Genomic DNA, 21,598 nt, shown 5'->3' with positions numbered 1-21,598 from the left:
CCTGGGCACGAAGACCTTGCGGCGCGCGGGGCACGCGCCGCATCCAATCCGAAAGACGAGAGGCACACGATGAAACGCAAGGTCGCTTTGATCACCGGTATTACCGGGCAGGACGGCTCCTATCTGGCCGAGCTACTGCTTGCAAAAGGCTATGAAGTGCACGGCATCAAACGCCGTAGCTCGCTTTTCAACACGGACCGTATCGACCACCTGTACAGCGATCCGCACGAGTCGGACCGCAAGTTCGTCTTGCATCATGGCGACCTGACGGACACCTCGAGCATCATGCGCATCGTGCAGCGCACCGAGCCGGACGAGATCTATAACCTCGGCGCGCAAAGCCACGTGCAGGTGTCGTTCGAGGAGCCCGAATATACGGCCAATGCCGACGGTCTCGGAGCGCTGCGCATTCTCGAAGCGATTCGCATTCTTGGCATGGAGAAGAAAGCGCGTTTCTATCAGGCGTCGACGTCTGAACTCTACGGCCTCGTGCAAGAGTCGCCGCAGAAGGAAACCACGCCGTTCTATCCGCGCAGTCCGTATGCAGCGGCCAAGCTCTACGCGTACTGGATGACGGTGAACTATCGCGAGGCGTATGGCATGTACGCCTGCAACGGCATCCTGTTCAACCATGAGTCGCCGGTGCGCGGCGAGACCTTCGTCACGCGCAAGATCACGCGGGCACTGGCGCGTATCGCGGTGGGCATGCAGGACGAAATGTATCTCGGCAACCTGTCGGCCATGCGCGACTGGGGCCATGCGCGCGACTACGTCGAAATGCAATGGCTGATGTTGCAGCAGGAACAGCCGGAGGACTTCGTGATCGCCACGGGTGAGCAACACAGCGTGCGGGAGTTCGTGATCCAGGCCGCGGCCGAGCTCGGTGTTCACATGCGCTTCGAAGGTCAAGGCGCGGACGAAGTGGGCATTGTGGACCGGGTCGAGGGGCGCGAAACGAAGATGGCCAAGGGCGATGTGATCGTCCGCGTCGACCCGCGCTATTTCCGTCCGACCGAAGTGGAAACGCTGCTCGGCGACCCGTCGAAGGCGCACGCAAAACTGGGCTGGCGCCCGACCACGACGTTCTCCTCCCTGGTGAAGGAGATGGTCCGTTCCGATTTCCAGATAGCACGGCGTGACGCGCTCGTCACGATGGCCGGATTTAAAGCGCTTGAACACCACGAGTGAAAATCATGGATAAAAACGCACGCATTTTCGTAGCGGGTCACCGCGGCATGGTCGGCTCGGCGCTCGTCCGGCGCCTGGCCGGCGAGGGGTATCGCAACATCATCACGCGCACCAAGTCGCAACTCGACCTGACCGACCAGGTCGGGGTGAACATGTTCTTCGAGAAGGAGAGCATTGACGTGGTGTTGCTCGCCGCGGCAAAGGTCGGCGGCATTCTCGCGAACTCGACGCTGCCGGCGTCGTTCATCTACGAGAACCTCACGATCGAAACCAACGTGATTCATGCGGCGTGCCGCTGGAACGTGTCGAAGCTGGTGTTCTTCGGCTCTTCGTGTATCTATCCGAAGGCTTGCCCGCAGCCGATCAAGGAAGAGTATTTGCTGACCTCGGCGCTCGAGCCGACCAACGAGGCTTACGCGATCGCGAAGATCGCCGGGCTGAAGCTCTGCGAAGCTTATAACCGTCAATACGGCACCAAGTTCATCTCGCTGATGCCGACCAACCTCTACGGCCCGAACGACAACTACGACCTGAAGAGCAGCCACGTGCTGCCGGCGCTGATCCGCAAGGCGCATGAGGCGAAGCTGAACGGCGACAGCACGCTGACGGTATGGGGTTCGGGTACGCCGCGCCGCGAGTTCCTGCATGTGGACGATCTGGCCGGCGCCGCTGTGTTCCTGATGGAAAGCGGTCACAACGACGGCGTGTTCAACGTCGGCGTGGGTGAGGATCTGTCGATCCGCGAACTCGCGGAGACGGTCTGCCGCGTGGTCGGCTTCCAGGGCCAGCTCGTGTTCGACGCGAGCAAGCCGGACGGCACCATGAGGAAGCTGCTGGATGTGTCGAAGCTGGGCGAGATGGGCTGGGTTGCATCGACGGGGCTCGAGCAGGGCATCCGCGCAACGTACCAGGATTTCCTGCAGCGCTACGAGGCGCTGACGCAGCAACCGGCACACGCGTGAGTCCGAAGCCGATGATCGCTTCGCACACACGCGCTACCACTCAGGGATAACTACAAAATGAATGCAACGGTCACCATTTTTCATAACGTCGTCTGGTCGCGGCACAAAGGTGCAGTGCTGTCCGCGCTGCACAATATTTCGGGTTCCGGCTCGATCAAGTATTCGATGGTCCAGATCGCCGATACCGAGCACGACCGTATCGGCTTCTCGGACGTGGACTATTCGTTCCACAGCTATCCGATGCGCAAGCTCTACAACGGCTGCTACGAAGACGTGCCGACCTGGCGCATGACGGCGCGCCTCACGTGGGAGGTGCTGACCGCGAAAACGGATCTGGTGGTGTTGCCCGGTTATCACCGCCCCGAGTACTGGGCGATGATGGCCGCGTGCATCCTGACGGGCAAGCGTCGCGCGGTGTTCTGCGATTCCACAGCACGCGACCGGCCGCGCAAGATGCTGACCTCGATTCCGAAGCGCTTGTTTTTCGCCCTCTGCGATGGTTATTTCGGCTTCGGCGAACGCAGCCGCGAGTACCTGATGTCGCTTGGCGCGAAGCAGGAAAAGATCTTCATCCCGTGCCAGGCGGCTGCGCTGCCGCGCTCGTTTTCGCCGGAACGTGCGTTGTCCGACCGGCTGCATTACCGCGCCGGCAACAAGCCCGTTTTCGTGTATGTGGGACGCTTGTCGCCGGAGAAAGGCATTGGCACGCTGATCGATGCGTTCCGCGGTTTGAAGGAACGGATTCCGGACGCAGCGTTGCGGATTGTCGGCACCGGTCCGATGGGCGACGAACTCAAGGCCAAGGTGGCTGAAATGGGGCTCGCCGATTCCATCACGTTCCTCGGCAGCCTGCAGGACGAACCGCTGTCGCGCGAATATTTCAGTGCCACCTGCATGGTGTTGCCGAGCATGAGCGAACCCTGGGGCCTGGTCGTCAACGAAGCGCTTAGCCATGGCTGTCCGTCGGTGGTGAGCGAGAGCTGTGGCTGTGTACCGGAACTGGTGATCGATGGTGTGTCGGGTTATGCGTTTCCCGCTGGCGACGTGCCCGCGCTGCAGCGCACGATGCTCAAGTCGATGGAGGCTTTCGCGGACACAGCCGGGGCGGCGAAGCAATGCATGGACGTGATCCAGCGGTTCGATCCGCCTTCCGCTGCAGCGAACATTGCGCGGGGCTGCGCGATGATGCTCAGCGACTGACCGTGGATCTTTGCCACGGCCGGTTTATTACAGAACCAAGAGCGGCACGCATGGTCACCGAGGCGCGATTGCGCGGGTGTGGTCCCGTGAGTGATGTTTCGCAAAAGTCCTTTTCGACGGGGCGTGCTTGTCCGGCGGAAGTGGAGGCACGATGAGAATCCTTATCTACGGGCTCAACTACGCGCCCGAGTTGACGGGAACGGGCAAATACACCGCCGAGATGGCGGAGGCTTTGCAGCAGCAGGGGCACGACGTTCACGTGGTGTGCGCGCCGCCGTATTATCCGGAATGGAAGATCGCCAAGGACTATTCGGGCTGGCGCAGTTCGCGCGAAACGCGCAACCATGTGCGCGTCTGGCGCTCGCCGTTGTGGGTACCGGCGCAACCTAGCGGCCTCAAGCGCATGATCCATCTGGCGTCGTTTGCCGTGGCCTCGCTGCCGGCGCTTGTTGCGCAGGCGTGGTGGCGTCCCGACATCGTGATGTCGATTGCGCCGACCATGCTCAACGCGCCCGCCGCGCTGGTGCTTGCACGTCTGATGGGCGCACACTCGTGGCTGCATATTCAGGATTTCGAAGTAGATGCCGCATTTGATCTCGGCTTGCTCAAGAGTCCGCGCGCGGGACGCTTTGCGCGCGTGGTCGAGAGCGCGCTGCTGCGCCGGTTCAACGTTGTCTCCACGATCTCGGACAAGATGGTCGAGCGCGCCATTTCAAAAGGCGTCGCGCCTTCGAGCGTGTTTCGCTTGCCGAACTGGGTGGACATCAGCGCGATCTATCCGCTCGATCGCACCAACAAGTTTCGCGATGAACTGAAGATCGCGGAGAGCGCGAAGGTCGTGCTTTACTCCGGCAACATGGGTGCGAAGCAGGGCATTGAAGTGCTGGCGGGTGCAGCGAATGCTCTGGCTGAGCGCCAGGACATCGTGTTTGTTTTTTGCGGCAACGGTGCGACCAAGGCTGAGTTACAGAAGTGCTGCGAGCATTTGCCCAACTGCCGTTTTATTCCGCTGCAAGCAGCAGAGCGCCTGAACGAACTGCTCAACCTCGCTGACATCCACGTGCTCCCGCAACGGGGCGACGCCTCCGACCTCGTCATGCCCTCAAAACTCACGGGCATGTTCGCGAGCGGCCGCGTGGTGATCGCGATGGCGCGTCCGGGAACGGAGCTTCATAGCGTCGTGGCGCCGCGTGGCGTAGTCGTGCCGCCGGAAAATGTGAAGGCATTGTCCGACGCCATTGAGGCGCTCGTGGCCGATCCCGAGCTGCGCGCGATTCTGGGTGCCGACGGCCGTGCGTTTGCGGAGCTGAATTTGTCGCCGGCGTGGGTGCTTGGACGGCTGGACGAGAAGCTGCGGGTCCTCAGGGGCGAGCGCGTGACGAGACGTTTGGGCGAGCGCAAGGAAGTGAAGGCTGCGGCGAGCGCGGCAGGCGTGCCGTCCACGGGAGGTTCTGCGGTGAAACTGGTGGAGATCGAGAAGATCGATTGACCTGCAGATTGACCAGCAGCAGCCGGATGCGGGTTATGGTCCGGCGCAATCGACCTGATGAAGTCAGCCCGGCAAATTCAGCCGGGCAGCTTGTTTTCCAGGTCCTTCGAAGCAAAAAACTCAACGAAGCAACACTCAATACGGAGATCGATAGATCTCCGTAGTTTTTTTGCCGGTCGGCTTGAGGCCGGTTGGGCTGTATACGGATTGGCCAGCGGTGTCGGGCGTCGCTACGAGCTTGCCGGTCGCGTCCTTCACTCGTACGCGCGCACCGGGTTTCATCGCTACCGCGCCGGGCGCGACGAACGACGCGTTGGTCTGGGCCGGGTCTGCGTTGTTGGTCATCATCTTCTCGGCAGAGGTGGTGGCCGCCGCGGCCTTCGCGCCGTTCTGCCCGCCGTTCTTCGCGCCGTTCTTCCCGCCCTTGCCGGCGGGGTCTTGGCCATAGGGATCGGCATAACCGGCCCCATAGGTATCAGGGCCGCCCAGCAGCTTCTCTTCGGCCGCGAAGTCGCGCGTGCCGGTATCGCCAGCGGCTGCATGGGCGGAGGGCCACGCGGACCATGCGGCGCTCGCAATCAGCAAGGCTAATACGCGATGAAGCGAGGGTTGGCGATTGAATGATTTCATGATGCGCTCCGAAGAACCGGCGAGTATGAAGATTGATTGTTATCCCAAAGCCGGCGTGGTGTCGAGTGGCTGTCACTCCTTGTTTCAAGGTAGCAAATCCTCATGCGGACGCTCATGCAGATACCGCCAAAAGTCTTTCCCTTGCGGCCATTAGTGGGCTGGCGCACGAGGACGATAGAACCTATCGCAGATAATCGTTTCATGCGGCGTCGTTATTTCAATTCGCCGTGACGGGCTCGGGGGCCGGGAATCATGCTCAGAACAATCGAGGAACATTGCGTTCAGGACCAGGTGGCGACAGACCAGGCCACCACTAGTCGGCGTGCGCATCATTCAGCCCCGCGCGCGGACGAAGGCGCAGCGCGCTTCGACAGCACCAGAAACACAAACAGCAGTGACAGCAGCAACACCGGCAAGGTCATCGACCTCAGTCTCGCCGGCAAGGGCAACTACGTGGCTAAACGCGGCACATTGACGGAAATCGTGTGGTTCTTTATTGAAGCCGCCATCATCAACAACAAGTTCATACCGGTGTCGGCCGTGCGCGTCTGGCTGTTGCGCCGCTTTGGCGCGCGCATTGGCTCAGGTTGCCGGATGCCGCATCCCATTCGCGTGAAGGCGCCGTGGAACCTGGAAGTGGGCGACAACTGCTGGTTCGGCGTGAACGCATGGATCTACAACCAGGCGTTGATCCGGATCGGCTCGAATGTATGCATCTCGCAAGACGCTTTTCTCACCACCGGTTCACACGATCTTGCGACCAACATGGATTTGCGCGTTGCGCCGATCGTGATCGAGGACGGTGTGTGGATTACATCGAAATGCGTCGTACAAATGGGCGTGACCATCGGCCGCTCGACAGTGGTCACACCGCTGTCGGTGGTGCATCGGTCACTGGATGCAGAGGGCGTATATGGCGGTAATCCGGTGCGATTTATCAGAAAGCGGTTTGCCGCATAGCACCAGGATAGGGCGCCGTTAAAAGAAAGGGCTTGCACGGTGTGCCAAGCGCGTCGACCAGCGCGCTTTTGGCTGTCTGGGCCTTTATCTTGGCGGGTGACGAAGCACGGGTCCGACGATTATTACACGCAGGTAAGGCTGGCATGGCTTCCTGGCTGCAAGTAATTTCGACCGAACTCGCGCGGTGCTTCGTGGATGAAATAGGGACTGAAACCTGTCGGGTGCTGGCGGCATGTCAGCCGCATGAAGCAGCACCGGCAGCAAAACGTTTCGATAACGGGTGACGACAGCGGAGAGCCGAACACAACAAGTGGGCGAACCGCTGCACACGAGAGGGAGCACGGGGAATGTTCATTGACAGCCGGAATGTTGAGCAGCGCGCGGTAGTGGAGACCACGGTCTGCATCATCGGAGCAGGGGTTGCGGGGATCACGCTGGCGCTCGAAATGGATAAGCACGGGATCGATACCGTTCTGCTGGAGAGCGGCGGCTACAAGCCGGACGATGCCACGCGCGATCTGTATCGCGGCGAGAACGTCGGGATTCCTTACACTTACGCAGACGGCAGCCGCAGCCGCTTTCTGGGCGGCAGCAGTAACTGCTGGGGCGGCTGGTGCCGCCCGCTCGATTCGTGGGACTTCGAAAAGCGTGACTGGGTGAAGGATAGCGGCTGGCCTTTCGGGCTCGACGAGTTGCGTCCGTACTATGCCCGCACGCATGCTTTGCTCAAGCTCGGCGAAAACAATTTCGACCCGGCCTACTGGGAAGCCGCCATTGGCCGCGACGACGTCAGGCGTCATCCGCTGCCGAGCGGCACCATACGCGACACGATCTCGCAATTCAGCCCGCCGGTGCGTTTCGGCAAGGTGTATAAGGCCGTGCTCGAACAGTCGTCGCATGTGCGCGTGTTCCTCAACGCCAACGCGATGAACATCGACACCGATACCGATGCCCGCCACGTCTCGCGTATCGAGGTTGGCACGCTGAGCGGCCGGCACTTCACCGTGTCCGCGAAGATCTTCGTGCTGGCGACGGGCGGCATCGAAAACGCGCGGCTGCTGCTTGCATCGAACAAGGTGCAGGCCGCGGGACTTGGCAATGGCAACGACCTGGTGGGCCGCTATTTCATGGACCACCCGCGCACCATGCAGGGCAGCATCAAGTTCAAGAAGCCGTGGTCGCGCAACAAGCTCTACGACATCAAGTATCACTATCAGAACGCATCGGTGTCCGCGCACGGGCAGTTCATCTCGTCGCAGTTCGCGCTGACGCAGAAGGTGCTCGAGCGTGAACGTTTGCTCAATGCACGCGTGTGGTTCTACTCGGTGTTTCGCGGCGAGAACACGGAAGGCGCCGAAGCGCTGGTCCGATGCAAGCAGGCGGTGCTGCAGAAGGATCAGCCGGACTGGAACTTCTCGCAGGACCTGCTGACCATGGCCATGCATCCGGTGGACACGGCTTGCTTTGGCCTGGCGCGTCTGTTGCAGCCGCGACCGCTGATCACCGATGTCAAGTTCCAGACCATCGTGGAAGCGGAGCCGAATCGCGATAGCCGCGTGACGCTGTCGTTGCAGAAGGATGCGCTCGGCATGAACCGGGTCAAGGTGGACTGGCAGTTGACTGAACTGGCGAAGCGCACTTTCGACCGTACCGTGACCTTGCTGGCGGAGGAAATGGAGCGGACCGGTGTGGCGGATGTGCAACTCGACGAGCCGCTCGAAGGCAAGCCGTGGCCGGCGCAACTGGAAGGCACGTGGCATCACATGGGCACGACCCGCATGCACGACTCGCCCAAGCAAGGCGTGGTCGACCGCAACTGCCAGGTGCACGGCATGGGCAATCTGTATGTGGCGGGCAGCTCCGTATTTCCGACGGTCGGCGCGAATTTTCCGACCATCACGATCGCGGCAATGACGCTGCGGCTTTCCGAGCATGTGCTGAAGGTATTGCGGGGCGAGATTGCGCCGCTTGCATCGGTAACGTCGATCGGTGCGGGCACCGAGCGCCGGGCGTCGTCCGAAGACACCATGCCGTTTGCTGCATCCACATTGCGTCAGCCTTCGGATCTGGCCTTCATGGCGAAGAAGTAGGGCGGTTTGTTTTATCGGGCAGGTTCGGCGCCCGATATTCGTAGCCGATAAAAAGACCCGCCGGTGGGTGATTTCATTGGCGGGTCTTTTTCGCTCGCGCTCGGGGTTTTGGGTCGTGTTCGTAGGGTCGTAGTTGGGATTGGTGGCGGGGTGGCGGTTCACGCTTCGATCGCAAACGGCTGATGACCGATAATTTGCGGTCGAAGCGTTTAAAGAAACGAGGCACGCATGACAATGCGTTGCCCCCGCGACGCTTACAAGAAAGCGTCCAGTGCATTGGCCGCCACGAAGATGGCGATCGTCTGCTTCACATGCGAGCGGATGTCGCCGCGGACATCATCAAGATTTTCACCCATCAAGGCTCTCATGAGCATCGGCGAGATGATCGCATCGAGGAGCTGAGTCGCGAGAGTGCGCGAATGCCGCTTGGCTTGGGCGCGCGCTTGGGGCTCGAGGGTGCGCCCGGAGTGTTCGGCGATCATCGTCGCCACCGCTTCTATTGCGCGCGACCTGCCGGCGTCGCTCGTCAGTTTCGCAAGCGTTGGAAACCGCGGCGCATCCGCGACTACCATTCTGATCAGTCCAATCACCTCGTCGCTGAGCAATCGCGTGGCGAGCGTCTGCGTCACCGATACCAGCCGTTGCGCAAGCGCCGCTGAGTGCGGCGCTTCAAACACGAGACGCAGGCTGCGTTCGCAATTTCGTTTGACCACTTCTGAAAATAGCGCTTCCTTGCCGCTGTACCTGCTGTAGAGCGTCGCCTTGCCGGCGCCCGCCGCCTCGGCGATGCGTTCGAGCGACGCCCCGCCAAAGCCGTCTTGAAGGAACATGGCCGTGGCGGCATCGAGAATGCGCTCTTCGACCTCTCCCGCCATCGCGTTCGACGGCCGGCCTTTCTTGCGTGAAAACATCGACCTGATCGGGCAGGACGCCGTCTCTGCATCAATACTTTTCGGGGTACGTCTCACAACTGCTCCTTGCACGAAATCTCAAGGTCGGATTATCGCAGGCATTTTTAATAGAACGATACCGTTTCGTTCTATTGTAAAATGCATCTCGATATTATTTTGGAGAGTGCAATGGCCGGAAGTGAAAGCGAAAACAGCACGCCCGCCGGCGAAAATAAAGCCGATGGCGACCGCGCCGAAGCGGGCAAAGGGCCGGAACAGGAAACGTCCGAGCCGATGGACCCGCGGCGCAAGCGCCTGAACGCGATCATCGGCAGTGCGGTGCTGCTGGTCTGCGTGGCTGCGGGCGTTGCGTACTGGCTGCATAGCCGGCACTACGAAAGCACTGACGACGCATTCATCGATAGCAATCAAAGCCAGATCGCGTCGCAGGTGAACGGGCGTGTTGTCGAACTGCTGGTCGCCGATAACCAGCACGTCGAGAAAAACCAGCCGCTGCTGCGGATCGACCGGCGCGACTTTGAAGTAAAGCTCGAACAAGCCGAAGCGCAGGAGGCGAATGCGGTCGCGCAAGTCGCGCAGGCGCGCGCCGACCTGCTTTACCAGACGGCGAACCTCGCGCAGCAGACGGCGCAGGTGCGGGTTGCGCAAGCAGACCTGACGCAGGCTCAGCAGGATCTGGCCCGGTTCACGGGTACAGATCCTGCCGCGATCACGCGCCAACAGCTGGAACAAAGCCAGGCGACGACCAAGAGCGCGCTTGCCAAGCTCGATAGCGCGAAACAGGCGGTCCAGGCCGGCGAAGCCCAGGTTGCATCGCAGAGCACGAAGATCGACGCCGCGCAGGCGTCAGTGCGCCAGACCCATGCCGATGTCGACAATGCGAAGCTGCAACTGAGCTACACGGAAGTGCTCGCCCCGCAAGCGGGAAAGGTGACGCGCCGCACGGTGAACCTCGGCAACTACGTGACGCCCGGGCAGGCGCTGGTCGCGGTCGTTCCCGACGAGATGTGGGTCACCGCGAACTTTAAGGAAACGCAGCTCGTTCACATGAACGTGGGACAGCCGGTCGATGTCACCGTCGACGCCTATCCGGACAAGGTCCTTCATGCGCACATAGAGAGTCTGCAGCGCGGGACCGGGTCGGTCTTCAGCAGCCTGCCAGCAGAAAACGCGACAGGTAACTACGTGAAGGTCGTGCAGCGCCTGCCCGTGAAGATCGTCTTTGACGGCGACGACTGGCGCCACCTGCCGCTCGCGCCCGGCCTCTCGGTCAGCCCGCGCGTGACGGTGCGATAACCATGGCCGCTACTCACGCAGCCCACGCGCCATTGCCCCGGTCGGCGGCGGGGCCGTTCAACCCGTGGCTGATCGCGGTCATCGTGTCGATCGCGACGTTCATGGAAGTGCTCGACACCACCATCGCGAACGTAGCGCTCCGGCATATTGCCGGCGGCCTTGGCGCGAGCCTCGACCAGAGCACCTACATCACGACCAGCTATCTCGTGAGCAACGCGATCGTCCTGCCGATCAGCGGATGGCTCGCGAACGTGATTGGCCGCAAGCGGTTCTACATGATCTGCGTGTTGCTGTTCACGGTCAGTTCGGTGGCATGCGGGTTCGCGACGTCGCTGCCGATGATGATCGTCTTTCGCGTGTTTCAGGGCCTGGGCGGCGGCGGCCTGGCTCCTGTTGAGCAAAGCATCTTCGCCGATACGTTCACGCCCGAAAAACGCGCGATGGCGTTCGCGCTGTACGGCTTCACGGTCGTCACGGCGCCCGCCATTGGACCGATGCTGGGGGGCTGGATCACCGAGAACTATTCGTGGCACTGGGTGTTCCTGATCAACCTGCCGGTCGGAATAGTGTCGCTGGTGCTGACGTGGATGTTCGTGAGCGACAGCAAGCTGGTGCAGCAGGAACGGCGCGCCCTGCTCGATAAAGGGCTGCGGATCGACTACCTGGGCTTTTTTCTCGTTGCGGCCGGCTTCGGTAGCCTGCAGATCGTGCTCGACAAGTTCGAGCGCGAGGACGGATTTTCATCGAATTTCATCTGCACGTTCACGGCGATCGCGGGCGTTGCGCTCGTGGCGCTGGTCATTCGTGAACTGACCACCGAGCAGCCGATCGTGAACCTGCGGCTCTTCAAGTCGCGCGCTTTCGCCATCAGCTGCAGCGTGATGTTTGCGTTCGGCTTCATCATCAACAGCACGACGCAGATGCTGCCGCAATTCACGCAAGAACTGCTGGGCTATGACGCAACCAATGCCGGCCTGACGCTCGGCCTGGGCGGCCTCGTCACGCTGTTCATCATGCCGATAGCGGGCGTTGTGACCGGGCGCCTGTTCCAGCCCAAGTGGCTCGTCATGATGTCGCTCGCCGGCACCGGATTCGCGTTGCTTCATACCGCGGGACTCGACTTGAACATCGGCTTCTGGGATGTATCGTTGTCGCGGCTCTATCAGGTGATCTGGCTGCCGTTCCTCTTCATTCCGCTTTCGACCGTGCAGTTCATCGGCATCCCGCCGAAAGAGAACAACAATGCGTCGGCTCTGATCAACATGATGCGTAATCTCGGTGGCAGTTTCGGCGTGTCGCTGGTGACGACACAGCTCGCGTGGCGGGAACAGTTTCACCATGCGAGGCTCGCCGAGCACATCACGCCGTACAACGGCTTTGTCAGCTCGCTTGGATCGATCGCCGGGAGGGTCGAGCAGCAGGCGTCGGTCATGAGTTACCTCGACGTCTTCATCATGCTGGGCGTGATCTCGCTCGTGCTGTGTCCCATTTGTTTGTTGTTGCCGAAGCTGCCGAAGGGGGCACAGGTTAATGCGCATTGATTATCGATGGATTCCGTTTGTAGCCTTCTTGTCCGCCTGCACGATGGGCCCCGACTTCCAGCGTCCCGCATTGCAGACGCCGGCGCAATGGCCCGAGGCGCCGGCCACTACCGACGCCGCTCGTTCGGTCGCGGTGCCTGAACCCGTTGATCCGCTATGGTGGAACAGCTTCGGGGATCCGCTTCTGACAGAGCTGGTCACGCGCGCCATCGACAGCAATCTCGATCTCAAGGTCGCGGCGGCGCGGCTGGCCGAGTCGCGGGCGCAGTTCGGGCAAGCGAGAGCTGATGAGCTCCCTACGTTGAACGGCAACGCCTCCTACACGCGTGAGCTTCAGAGCGCCGATGGCGTCATCGGCCTGCTCGGGGGCAGCGGGTCACCGTCGGCAACCGATACGAACGGGTTGGGCGGACGACAGGGCGGCATACCGACGCAAAGCGCGACATCAGCCGCATTGCCCCCGTTCAACCTGTATCAATATGGCTTCGATGCATCGTGGGAACTCGATCTCTGGGGCCGCGTGAGGCGCACGGCAGAAAACGCGAGCGCCACAGTCGATGCTCAAAACGAAGCGCGGCACGACGCGATCGTGTCGACGGCTGCGGAAGTCGCCCGCGACTATCTCAATCTGCGTGGAACGCAGCAAAAGCTGCGTATCACGCGGGAAAACCTCGCGTTTGCCGAGCGCACCGTGCAGTTGACGAACGAGCGCGCCAAGCATGGACTCGCTACCGATCTCGATGTTGCCAATGCGCAAAGCCAGGCCGAGTCGAACGCCGCGGATATTCCGCAGGAAGAGCAGCAGGAGGCGAAGCTGATCAATGCCATTGGGGTGTTGCTTGGTGAGTATCCGCGAACGCTCGCGGAGAAGCTGAAGGAAACGCCGGACGTGCCCGTGGTACCGCCACGCGTGCCGATCGGGCTGTCATCGGAGCTCGCGAGGCGCAGGCCGGATATCCGCGAAGCGGAAGCGCAGCTTCATGCTGCGACGGCGAACATCGGCGCGGCGAAGGCGGATTTTTTCCCCAAGATCACGCTGTCGGGAAGCGTCGCCATTCAGGCGACGCAATTCACGAATCTCGGTAGCTGGGGTGCGCGCAGCTATAGCGCGGGGCCGAGCCTTTCGATTCCCATTTTCGAGGGTGGGCGCCTGCGCTCCACACTCGCCTTGAGGGAGGCGCAGCAGCAGGAGGCGGCGATCACGTACCGCAAGACGGTGCTCTCGGCGTTCCAGGAAGTCGATGACGCGCTGACAGGCTTTACCGCCGAACAGCGTCGCCGAGACCGGTTGGATGCAAGCGTGCAAGCGTCAAAACGCGCGTTGGACATCGCAAACAAGCGCTATGTCCGGGGTCTGTCGAATTACCTGGATGTATTGACGGCGCAAAAAACCTTGTTGACGAGCGAGCAACAATGGGTCGACAGCACAGCGACGGTATCGACGAACCTCGTCGCGCTGTATAAGGCGCTGGGCGGAGGGTGGGATGCGGAGGCCGGGCAATACGCCAGTCGCGGCGTAGTGTCCACGGTCGGACGAGAATGAAGCTGGACGATTGATGTTTTCGAAGTTGTCCAGCCGATCCGCCGGCAGCGCCCGAAAAAGGCACCACCGTGAGGAGACAAACGAGCTGCCTGCCGATGCTCAGCATCGCGACCCTACTGGTAGGCGCTCGGTATATTGATCATCGCCGCACGAATCTATTCGCCGTCGAAGTAGCGTAAAGCGAAATGGTGATCGTCAGTGATCGGCCACTTTCCGCCGTCCATGCACGTCGCTGCGCGGAGATTCGAACGTCGCTTGCATCTCCGACAGCGGTCGGCCGCCATTAGTCGAATAATCGTTCCGTAGCCGGTCATCGGTGTTGGGGAACACGTCGGCAGCGGGCGTCCGCAGTCGTAAACAGCCACTTAAGCACAGTTACCCTCCGCATTTCCGAGTCTTCGAGAAATCATCTTCCCGTCCCTTTGTACATGCCACAGCTCGCTTGGGAACTGAGCAAACCACCTGGCATCCGCTGCAGCCTTTTTGCGTTGGACCGGCTTGTTCGGCCTAGCCGGGCCATCGGTTTACCCACTGTGCCTCTCGCCAAAGCGAGCGCCCGTTTGAACGAGCGGCCTGCCTTTCCTCTCTACGGTTGCGGATTTACGTCCATCTAAGTCAAATTTGAGATTGTAGCGAGCACTTAATTAATGTATAAATGCGACTCATTTGCAATTAAGATGGCTCGCGTTTTAAAAGTCAATCCGAATGTTCCCGCCCTATTTATTGAGCGCGAAAGATCCATGAAATTTGTCACCCCCCGCCGCCGACGCTACTCCACAGCGGGTATGAAAAAATTCGAACTGCTACGTGCATTCTCCGCCGCAACAGTCCTGGTATCCACAGCCTGGCCGATTGCGAGTGGCGCGGCGACCAACCTTTCCGCCGATTCGATCCCTGCCTCGGAAACTGCCGTCCCTATTTCGACCGAGACCGACACCGCAGACGATGGCGTTGTAAGCGGCGGTACGCTCAAGGCCGTCACGGTCACCGGCACCAACCTGCAACGGGCAAGTACCTATGCGCCGAAGACCGTGAGCACCGGGCAGTATCGCGGGCTTGATGCACTTGACGTTCCCGCGACGGTGAACGTTGTGACCAGCGACGTGCTCACGGCACAGGCAGCGACGGGGCTTTATGATGCACTGCGCAACGTCGCGGGTGTCGTGCGTCAACAGTTGAGCGGCATCGCCTACGACCAGCTCTCGATACGCGGCATCGCCCTCGACAACCGCACGAGTTATTACCTGAACGGTGTGCTGCCGATCGACAACAACATCTGGATGCCGATGGAGGACAAGGATCGCGTCGAGGTATTGAAGGGCGCGTCCGCGCTCTATTACGGTTTCGCGGTCCCGGCGGGAATTGTCAACATGGTCACCAAACGAGCTGGCAACACGCCGGTCACGAGCGCGTCCTTGCTGGTGGACTCGAATGGTTCCGTCGGCGCGCATGCCGATGTCGCTAGACGCTTTGGCACGGACAACCAGTTCGGGATCCGCGTGAATGCGATGGATGAGCACCTCGAGACGCCCATAACGGGCGACCGCGGTTATCGCAAGTTCGAGAGCGTCGCGCTGGACTGGCGAGCAAACGATCGTCTGTCGTTCAAATACGATCTTGAACATATCGACGAACGCGTGGTGGAACAGGCCGGCATTACGCCGCTCGCGGCGGTCAACGGTGTGATAACGCTGCCCAAATTGCCCGATGCCTCCACGCTGCTCGTCCCCAACGACAAGAAAACAAACGCCACCGCCACAAGCCAGTTGCTGCGCGCAGACTATTTAATCTCGGATAATTGGAGTGCGAATGTGTCGGTCGGGCAATCGATTACTCAGCGCGATCGCTGGTTGTGGATTCTGCAAAAGTACAACGTCAACACCGGCAACGGCAGTTTGCAGGGAAGCAAACAGAACGGCCAGTTCTACGAGAGCAAAGTCGCGCGTGCCGAAGTGAATGGCCTGTTCCAGACAGGAAACATCAATCACGATGTTACGTTCGGCGCCTCCGAAACTTGGCAGTTCCAGCCGGATTTCACCACCTACTACTATACGGCGACGCAGAATTTGTACTCTCCCGTGAGCATCACCCAACTCACCGCAGCGGGGTCGAAAGCGTTCTATGCGCAGCACATCAACAACCGGGGTGCGTATGTGTTCGATCGGATTGATCTGACGTCAGAGCTGCAATTCACCCCGGGATTGCGCTACTCCGACTACCACGCGACACAAGCGTTCACAACGACGCAGGACGTGAACCGCACCTCACCGTCGGCAAGCCTGGTTTATAAGATCACGCCGCAAACGAGCGTGTATGCGAGCTATATAGAAGGCCTCGAATCGGCCGGGAGCGCTCCGGCCACGGCATCGAATGCGTACCAGGTGTTGCCGGCCGCAGTCAGCAAGCAAGAGGAACTCGGCGTACGTCATCGTTTCAGCAACGATTCTCTGGCGTCGATCGCGTTGTTTCAGATTCGCCAGCCCGCGGCGAGTACCGACGCGAATAACGTCTATGCGCTGAACGGTACCGGTCGCTATCGAGGGCTAGAGTTTTCTTACCAGGGCGACATCACGCGCGATCTGTCGATCGTGACTACCGGTATGTGGCTCAATTCCCGTTTGGTCGACAGCTCTGATCCGACGACGCTCGGGAAGATTCCCGAGAACACGCCTCGCTATACGGGCAGTATTTTCCTTAACTACCGCGTGCCCCACTTCGCGGGCTTCTCGCTCAATAGTGGGGCCTATTTTGTAGGATCGCGGCCCATTAACGATGCCAACCAAGCGACTATTCCAGGCTACACGCTGTTTTCGGCCGGCGCCCGCTACGCGACGCGCATTTTCGGCAAAGCCGCGACGTTCCAACTGAATGTGGAGAACGCCTTCAATAAGCACTATTGGGCATCGGCGGGATCGAGCCAATTGGGCATCGGGCTGGAACGGACGGTTTCGCTCACGTCGACCTTCGATTTTTAATTTGTATCGGCTCAACGCCGAACCTGAACAGGGAAGTGAATCTGATGTCTATCTTGTCGATTTTTAGACGCGCCCAAGTTGCTTATTCGGAAGCCACGCGGCGCGGCGAGTTGTTCGTGCCCGGGCGTCGCAAGGCGATCAGTACAGTTGCGATGACCGCAGTGGTCTTCGTTCAATTAACCGGGTGCGCCCTGGCGCAGAAAGTGCCAGTCGACTCGGTAAGCCGACCAGTCACGGATCACAAGAAGGTGCTGTATGTGACGCGCCTTAAACACCGTGATCGGGAGGAAGACGACAAAGTCCGCGCCCATCTCGAGGAACGCGGAATGGTCGTCACGATGGTCGACCAGACCAGCCCGGTAAGCGCGGCGGCAGGTCAGGACTTGGTGATCATCTCGTCGGTTGTCAGCGCGCGAGACATGGTTGGCACTTCCTTTCGGGATGTCCCGCTGCCGTTGCTGACCTGGGAGTCCGACCTTTTCGACTCATTGCGATTCACGGGGCAAAAAAAGGGCGAGGACTTCGGCACGCTAGAGAAGGAGCACTACATCAACGTCGTCAACGCGCCGAGTCCGCTCGCTGGCGGCGTTCCCGCAGGCAAAAGGTGGGTGTATCCTCGTGACGGTGAAATGGGCTGGGGTAAGGCCGCCCCCGGCGCGACCGTGATTGCGACTGTACCCGGTGAGCCGAACGAGGCGGTACTGTTCGCTTATGAGAAGGGCGCTACGATGGACTACGACTTCATCGCACCTGCTCGTCGAGTTGCGGTGTTTCTCGGCAATCGGACGTTCGAAAAACTGAGCGCTGACGGAACCACGCTGTTCGATGCCGCGCTCGATTGGGCTGTGAGCGCGCCTGCCTCGTCAAGCCAGCCCCCTCAACTGCCTTCGAAGTAACGCTTGGAAGACTTTCGATGTAGTCCACCCGACCGGATTTTCAGATTGAATCGCTACGGTAATGCCGCCGTGGCAGAGCCGTGCGAATGTAAACGACGCGTTAGGCCGAGTGCGACTTGGCGGCCATGAAGAATGAATGACTTTTCCACCCTCGGTAGCTGCCATTCGGGTCGCGTGCGATCAAGAGGCCCCTAATGGGTCGTCTACGGAAGTTCGACATCGGTCCGGGTTCGGCCAGTTACGATTATTCGGCGTCGTGACGCACTTCGTTGGCAACCGAAATTGGATGGATCCCGTTGCAATTGCCCGACGGTGGTGAGTACGTCGTGGCGGTCGCGCGGTATTTTCCGATTGAGACAAGTGACGAGAACTTGTCTATCGATGCGCCATCGAATGGAGCGATTGCTGGCAGCGCTACGGCGATGCTCCTGCAGGCATCACGCAGGCGAGTCAGTCGATGTCACGCGCGGGGCGCAGCGTCGGTGTGCGCATGCACGTGCTGGCCCGCGACATCCGCGACGAGGCGCTGGCCGAACTCGAAGCGATGATGGCCAACTCCGACGAAGTCGCGCGCTATCTGCTCGAGTACAAGCACGCAGACGTCAAGCGAGCTCATCCTGTCCGGCTGGCCGACCCGCGGCGAGATACGGCGCTTCTGCGAGCGACCCCCTTACGCGGTTAATGGGCGCTTCTCAACCGTTCCGCCGCCTTCTCTCGCCCCCGCTTGCAACACCCGCAGCAAATCCTTCGACATGGCCTCAACCGTGAAGCGTCGATGAAAAGTCTGCCTGGCCTGCGTGCGCATCGCCGCAGCCAGCGAGGGTTCCAGTTCAAGCCAGTGCCTGAGGCTCGCCACCGTCCCGGCCACCGTATCCGATGCGACGAACCCCGCACCGTCCGCTTCCACTTCGCGCCAGATGTTCACTTTGTCCGAGATCAGCGCAGGCAGGCCGCAGCCCAGCGCTTCAGCTACCGCAATGCCGAAGTTCTCCTGATGCGACGGCAGGATGAACGCATCGCTTGCCTGGAAGGCACCCCACTTCATATCGCCGAGCAGCATGCCGGTCCACGTGATGCGATCGGCGATACCCAGTTCACCGGCAAGCCTTTGCAGCGTGGGAGTCCATTCGCCGCTGTCCGGACCCGCCATCACGAGGTGTGCCGACGGATCGATATCGCGGATCTCGGCGAACGCCTTGACCAGCAGATCGCAGCCCTTTTTCTCATGGATGCGGCCAAGGAACAGGAGCAGGCGTTTGCCATCGAGCCCAGGATAAGCCGCGAGAAAAGCATCGCGTACCGGCGCAGAAAACGCCGGCGGCGGATTGGTGCCGAAGGCCACCACTTCCTCATTCGCCCTATAAAGCCGGAACGATTGCCGCGCGAGCACACGCTCTTCCTCGGCGGTGAACAGCACGCGCCGAGCATCGCGCAACACGCGATATTCCGCCCACGGCCAGTACAGCGATTTTTTCAGATGCTTGAGCGGATAGGTGCGCCTGAACCACGGATCGAGCATGCCGTGCGGGAACACGTAGTAAGGCACGTCCAGCTCGCGCAGCGCCTTCCACGCGCCGTAGCTGTGGTACTGCCACAGGCCGTTGACGATCACTGCGTCGAACCGCGTAGCGTGGCTTTTAAGCCAGGGCACAAGGTGCGGCGTCAGGCCATAGTTGCCACGCGACGGCCCGAGCGCATGCACGGTCAGCGGGAACGCGGCGAGCCAGGGCGCGGCCGGGTCGTCGAGCGTGACGACTTCCACTTCGTGACCCATCGACGTCATGTCGACGCCGCTTTGTCGGACGCCTTCAGTCGGACCGCCCGCGCGCGGGTCGATAGTCGATAACAGATGCAGGATCTTCATTGCAGGCGCCGCTTGATGATTGACCGGTGGATCGATGTGCATCGGTATAGATCGCCAGCCGGCCAAGGCCGGCTTTATCCCTATGCCGACGTAAAGCGCGACAGCGTGTCCGTGGTGTTGCGGCCTTCGTTCAGCGTCGGCGCGCGTGTGGACACGGGCATCGGCATGGCGACAGGTGCCCCGGCCGGTGACGGTGACGGCGGGGGCGTTCCCGGCCGGCGTTTCTTCGGCATGCCTTGTTGCGCGACACGCTGTGCTTCGCGTACCTGCATGGCGTATGAGAGGCGCGTATAAGTCGCGACCAGCAGGCCGAGCGCGACACCGAACACGAGACCGGAGTAACGCGGACCGAGCGGATTGCCGCCGATCGACGTCGCCGGCAAGCCCGCGAGCAACAGCAGCGAACGCCCCATCACGGGCAGGTACAGCAGGTCGGGCACGCGCCGCCGCCATACGCGATACGCGACTCCGCCAAGACCTAGGGCAAGCAGTACTGCAAGCGGCATCCAGAGACCGAATAACAAACCGCCCGCAAAGAACTGGTACACCCAGAAGTTGTGGCCGGCGGCGAATTCCCGGATTGCGTAGAAGTCCTTCTTGGAGATTTGTCCGGCAAGGTCGGGCAGATAGTCGGGCGAATAGTGATATATCGCGCCATAGCCCTTGCCGGCGAGCAACGCGGACGGCGTGGACGTGACCTGATCGTATTGATCCTTCATCTCGGCAAGGCGCGTGATGGTGGTCGGGTCCATGCCCGAAGTCGTTTCCTTCGACGCGTAGATTCGCTGCGTCCAGTGCCCGGCAACATCGGGGAAAAACGAGGCCGCGCCGGCCACCATCGCGACGATCAGCAAGCCGGTGAACACCGCGCGCATGCCTGCCTTGACCAGATGCCGCGCCGACGGCGCCGACAACCACGTAGCGAAGATGAACAGCACGACCGAACCCACCAGCAAGCTGCGCGTCACGCTCAGCAGCTCGATCAGGATAGTGCCGAGGAAGATCGCGAGCGTAACCTTGGTGATGCGTTTGGCCACCACGAACTGATGCAGGATGACGCCCTGCAAGCCAAGGAAGGTCACCGATACGATCCGGTAACGCACGTCTTCGAGCGGCCCGCCGCTGGTCGTCATGCCGTAGACGAAACTGAAGACGAGCGAGATGACCATCGACCAGAACAACGCCTTTTCGAACTGCTCGAGCCGATCGGCTTGCCACGGCCGGCACGCGGCCAGGTAGCCGAGCAGGAACAGCCCGAAGGGCAGCAGCGTGCGCAGGTAGTTGCCGAAGTCATTGCCTTGCATGAGCTGCGCCACGACGCTGCCGACCACCGTCGCGATGACCGCGGCGGTGATGATCGAACGAAACCGGGAGCGGCGCGTGAAGCTCGGCGCGATGAGCCAGAGGATCGCTCCGGCGCCGAGCACCGGCAGTGTCATGACGACCTGCATTACGTGGCTGCCGTCGTCCAGGCCCGCCTTGTAATCCAGCGCGAGAGGGCATAGAAGCAGCCAGATCCATAAGGTCGTGTATTTGTTGCGCATGGCTTGTCTCTCTTCAACTCTCAGGTTTGAGTCTTGGCTGCGGACATTTCGAAGTTCGGCGCCGCATGGGACCTGATAAGGATCCAGGCATCGTTTGCTCAATCGTTTTCCTGAGCATGCCTTGCCGGAGGCATTCCTTCCGTTGCATGGATCGCATAGCGCCTTCGATACCTGTCGGCGGCTTGACGTCCGACGTGAGTCAAGCGAAGGATCCAGATGGCATCACAGCGCCGCATAAATCATTCCGGCAACCGGCAACTGACCAACGCTTCCCGCGGCACAGCGCAGACCAAAAACGCGCTGCCTGTGTTCGATGGTCAGCGCTTTCCCCGAGGCTGCTGACTGGTTGCTCGGAATATAGCAGTGGCCGAATCGGCTGCATCGGAGGAGGCGGTTAAGCACTAGTCTTCGTCTTGAATCGACGGGCCGCCGCGTGCGCGGCGCCGCACTCGACGCCCGGCAAAACCCCTTTCTGCCAGGGATTTCGAGGGTCGGGTGATTGCCGCAGC

16 protein-coding genes are annotated in these 21,598 nt (G+C 60.9%); 12 read left to right on the top strand and 4 right to left on the bottom strand.

Features of this window, described 5'->3' with window-relative positions:
* Positions 1–69: 69 nt before the first annotated feature.
* The 4 genes from gmd to EOS_RS02020 all read left to right on the top strand — a co-directional run bounded on the left by gmd (position 70) and on the right by EOS_RS02020 (position 4,839).
* A complete protein-coding gene (gmd, locus tag EOS_RS02035) occupies positions 70–1,188 on the top strand; it encodes a GDP-mannose 4,6-dehydratase (RefSeq protein ID WP_047844963.1) in 1,119 nt (372 codons plus the stop codon).
* 5 nt (positions 1,189–1,193) lie between these two features.
* Positions 1,194–2,150 carry a GDP-L-fucose synthase family protein gene (locus EOS_RS02030; RefSeq protein ID WP_047844930.1) on the top strand — a complete coding sequence of 319 codons (957 nt, stop codon included), beginning with the start codon at positions 1,194–1,196 and terminating at the stop codon, positions 2,148–2,150.
* Positions 2,151–2,207: 57 nt separating this feature from the next.
* Positions 2,208–3,350: a glycosyltransferase family 4 protein gene (locus tag EOS_RS02025; RefSeq protein ID WP_047844929.1), complete on the top strand. Its 1,143-nt coding sequence runs from the start codon at positions 2,208–2,210 to the stop codon at positions 3,348–3,350.
* A 151-nt stretch (positions 3,351–3,501) separates the two neighbouring features.
* Positions 3,502–4,839, top strand: coding sequence for a glycosyltransferase WbuB (locus tag EOS_RS02020; RefSeq protein WP_047844928.1), 1,338 nt, complete (start codon positions 3,502–3,504; stop codon positions 4,837–4,839).
* A 135-nt stretch (positions 4,840–4,974) separates the two neighbouring features.
* Here the strand turns inward: EOS_RS02020 and EOS_RS02015 are convergent, their stop codons facing one another.
* A complete protein-coding gene (locus EOS_RS02015) occupies positions 4,975–5,469 on the bottom strand; it encodes a hypothetical protein (RefSeq protein ID WP_047844927.1) in 495 nt (164 codons plus the stop codon).
* Positions 5,470–5,721: 252 nt separating this feature from the next.
* Here EOS_RS02015 and EOS_RS02010 point away from each other — a divergent pair, with 252 nt between their 5' ends.
* Both EOS_RS02010 and EOS_RS02005 read left to right on the top strand, forming a co-directional pair.
* Positions 5,722–6,429, top strand: coding sequence for an LbetaH domain-containing protein (locus EOS_RS02010; protein WP_235442671.1), 708 nt, complete (start codon positions 5,722–5,724; stop codon positions 6,427–6,429).
* Between the two features lie 347 nt (positions 6,430–6,776).
* Positions 6,777–8,519, top strand: coding sequence for a GMC oxidoreductase (locus EOS_RS02005; protein WP_047844926.1), 1,743 nt, complete (start codon positions 6,777–6,779; stop codon positions 8,517–8,519).
* Positions 8,520–8,773: 254 nt separating this feature from the next.
* On the opposite strand, the gene EOS_RS02000 is transcribed toward EOS_RS02005, so the two are convergent.
* Positions 8,774–9,430, bottom strand: coding sequence for a TetR/AcrR family transcriptional regulator (locus tag EOS_RS02000; protein ID WP_047844925.1), 657 nt, complete (start codon positions 9,428–9,430; stop codon positions 8,774–8,776).
* A 168-nt stretch (positions 9,431–9,598) separates the two neighbouring features.
* Between EOS_RS02000 and EOS_RS01995 the strand changes: the two genes are divergently transcribed.
* The 6 genes from EOS_RS01995 (at position 9,599) to EOS_RS01970 (ending at position 18,363) form a co-directional block, all read left to right on the top strand.
* Positions 9,599–10,726: an HlyD family secretion protein gene (locus EOS_RS01995; RefSeq protein WP_053063722.1), complete on the top strand. Its 1,128-nt coding sequence runs from the start codon at positions 9,599–9,601 to the stop codon at positions 10,724–10,726.
* A 2-nt stretch (positions 10,727–10,728) separates the two neighbouring features.
* Positions 10,729–12,267 (top strand): DHA2 family efflux MFS transporter permease subunit, encoded by a 1,539-nt coding sequence (locus EOS_RS01990; protein ID WP_047844923.1) that lies wholly within the window; start codon positions 10,729–10,731, stop codon positions 12,265–12,267.
* Positions 12,257–13,810 carry an efflux transporter outer membrane subunit gene (locus tag EOS_RS01985; RefSeq protein WP_047844922.1) on the top strand — a complete coding sequence of 518 codons (1,554 nt, stop codon included), beginning with the start codon at positions 12,257–12,259 and terminating at the stop codon, positions 13,808–13,810. Before EOS_RS01990 ends, EOS_RS01985 begins: the two co-directional genes overlap by 11 nt.
* Before the next feature lie 740 nt (positions 13,811–14,550).
* The gene (locus tag EOS_RS01980; protein WP_235442670.1) at positions 14,551–16,785 is read left to right on the top strand and encodes a TonB-dependent siderophore receptor; all 2,235 of its coding nucleotides are present in this window, start codon (positions 14,551–14,553) and stop codon (positions 16,783–16,785) included.
* Positions 16,786–16,829: 44 nt separating this feature from the next.
* Positions 16,830–17,681: a hypothetical protein gene (locus EOS_RS01975; RefSeq protein WP_152693061.1), complete on the top strand. Its 852-nt coding sequence runs from the start codon at positions 16,830–16,832 to the stop codon at positions 17,679–17,681.
* A 457-nt stretch (positions 17,682–18,138) separates the two neighbouring features.
* Entirely contained in the window at positions 18,139–18,363 is a 225-nt protein-coding gene (locus EOS_RS01970; protein WP_047844921.1) for a hypothetical protein, read from the top strand.
* Here EOS_RS01970 and EOS_RS01965 read toward each other — a convergent pair.
* Positions 18,352–19,545 carry a glycosyltransferase gene (locus tag EOS_RS01965; RefSeq protein ID WP_047844959.1) on the bottom strand — a complete coding sequence of 398 codons (1,194 nt, stop codon included), beginning with the start codon at positions 19,543–19,545 and terminating at the stop codon, positions 18,352–18,354. The two genes, EOS_RS01970 and EOS_RS01965, sit on opposite strands and share 12 nt — an antisense overlap.
* An 80-nt stretch (positions 19,546–19,625) precedes the next feature.
* Positions 19,626–21,089 carry a hypothetical protein gene (locus tag EOS_RS01960; protein WP_047844920.1) on the bottom strand — a complete coding sequence of 488 codons (1,464 nt, stop codon included), beginning with the start codon at positions 21,087–21,089 and terminating at the stop codon, positions 19,626–19,628.
* Positions 21,090–21,598 lie beyond the last annotated feature (509 nt).

The organism is Caballeronia mineralivorans PML1(12) (assembly GCF_001028175.1).
In the GTDB taxonomy this organism is placed as follows: Bacteria; Pseudomonadota; Gammaproteobacteria; order Burkholderiales; family Burkholderiaceae; genus Caballeronia; species Caballeronia mineralivorans.
Note: the sequence above shows the minus strand (reverse complement) of the source record. Positions and strands in the feature narration are given on the sequence as shown.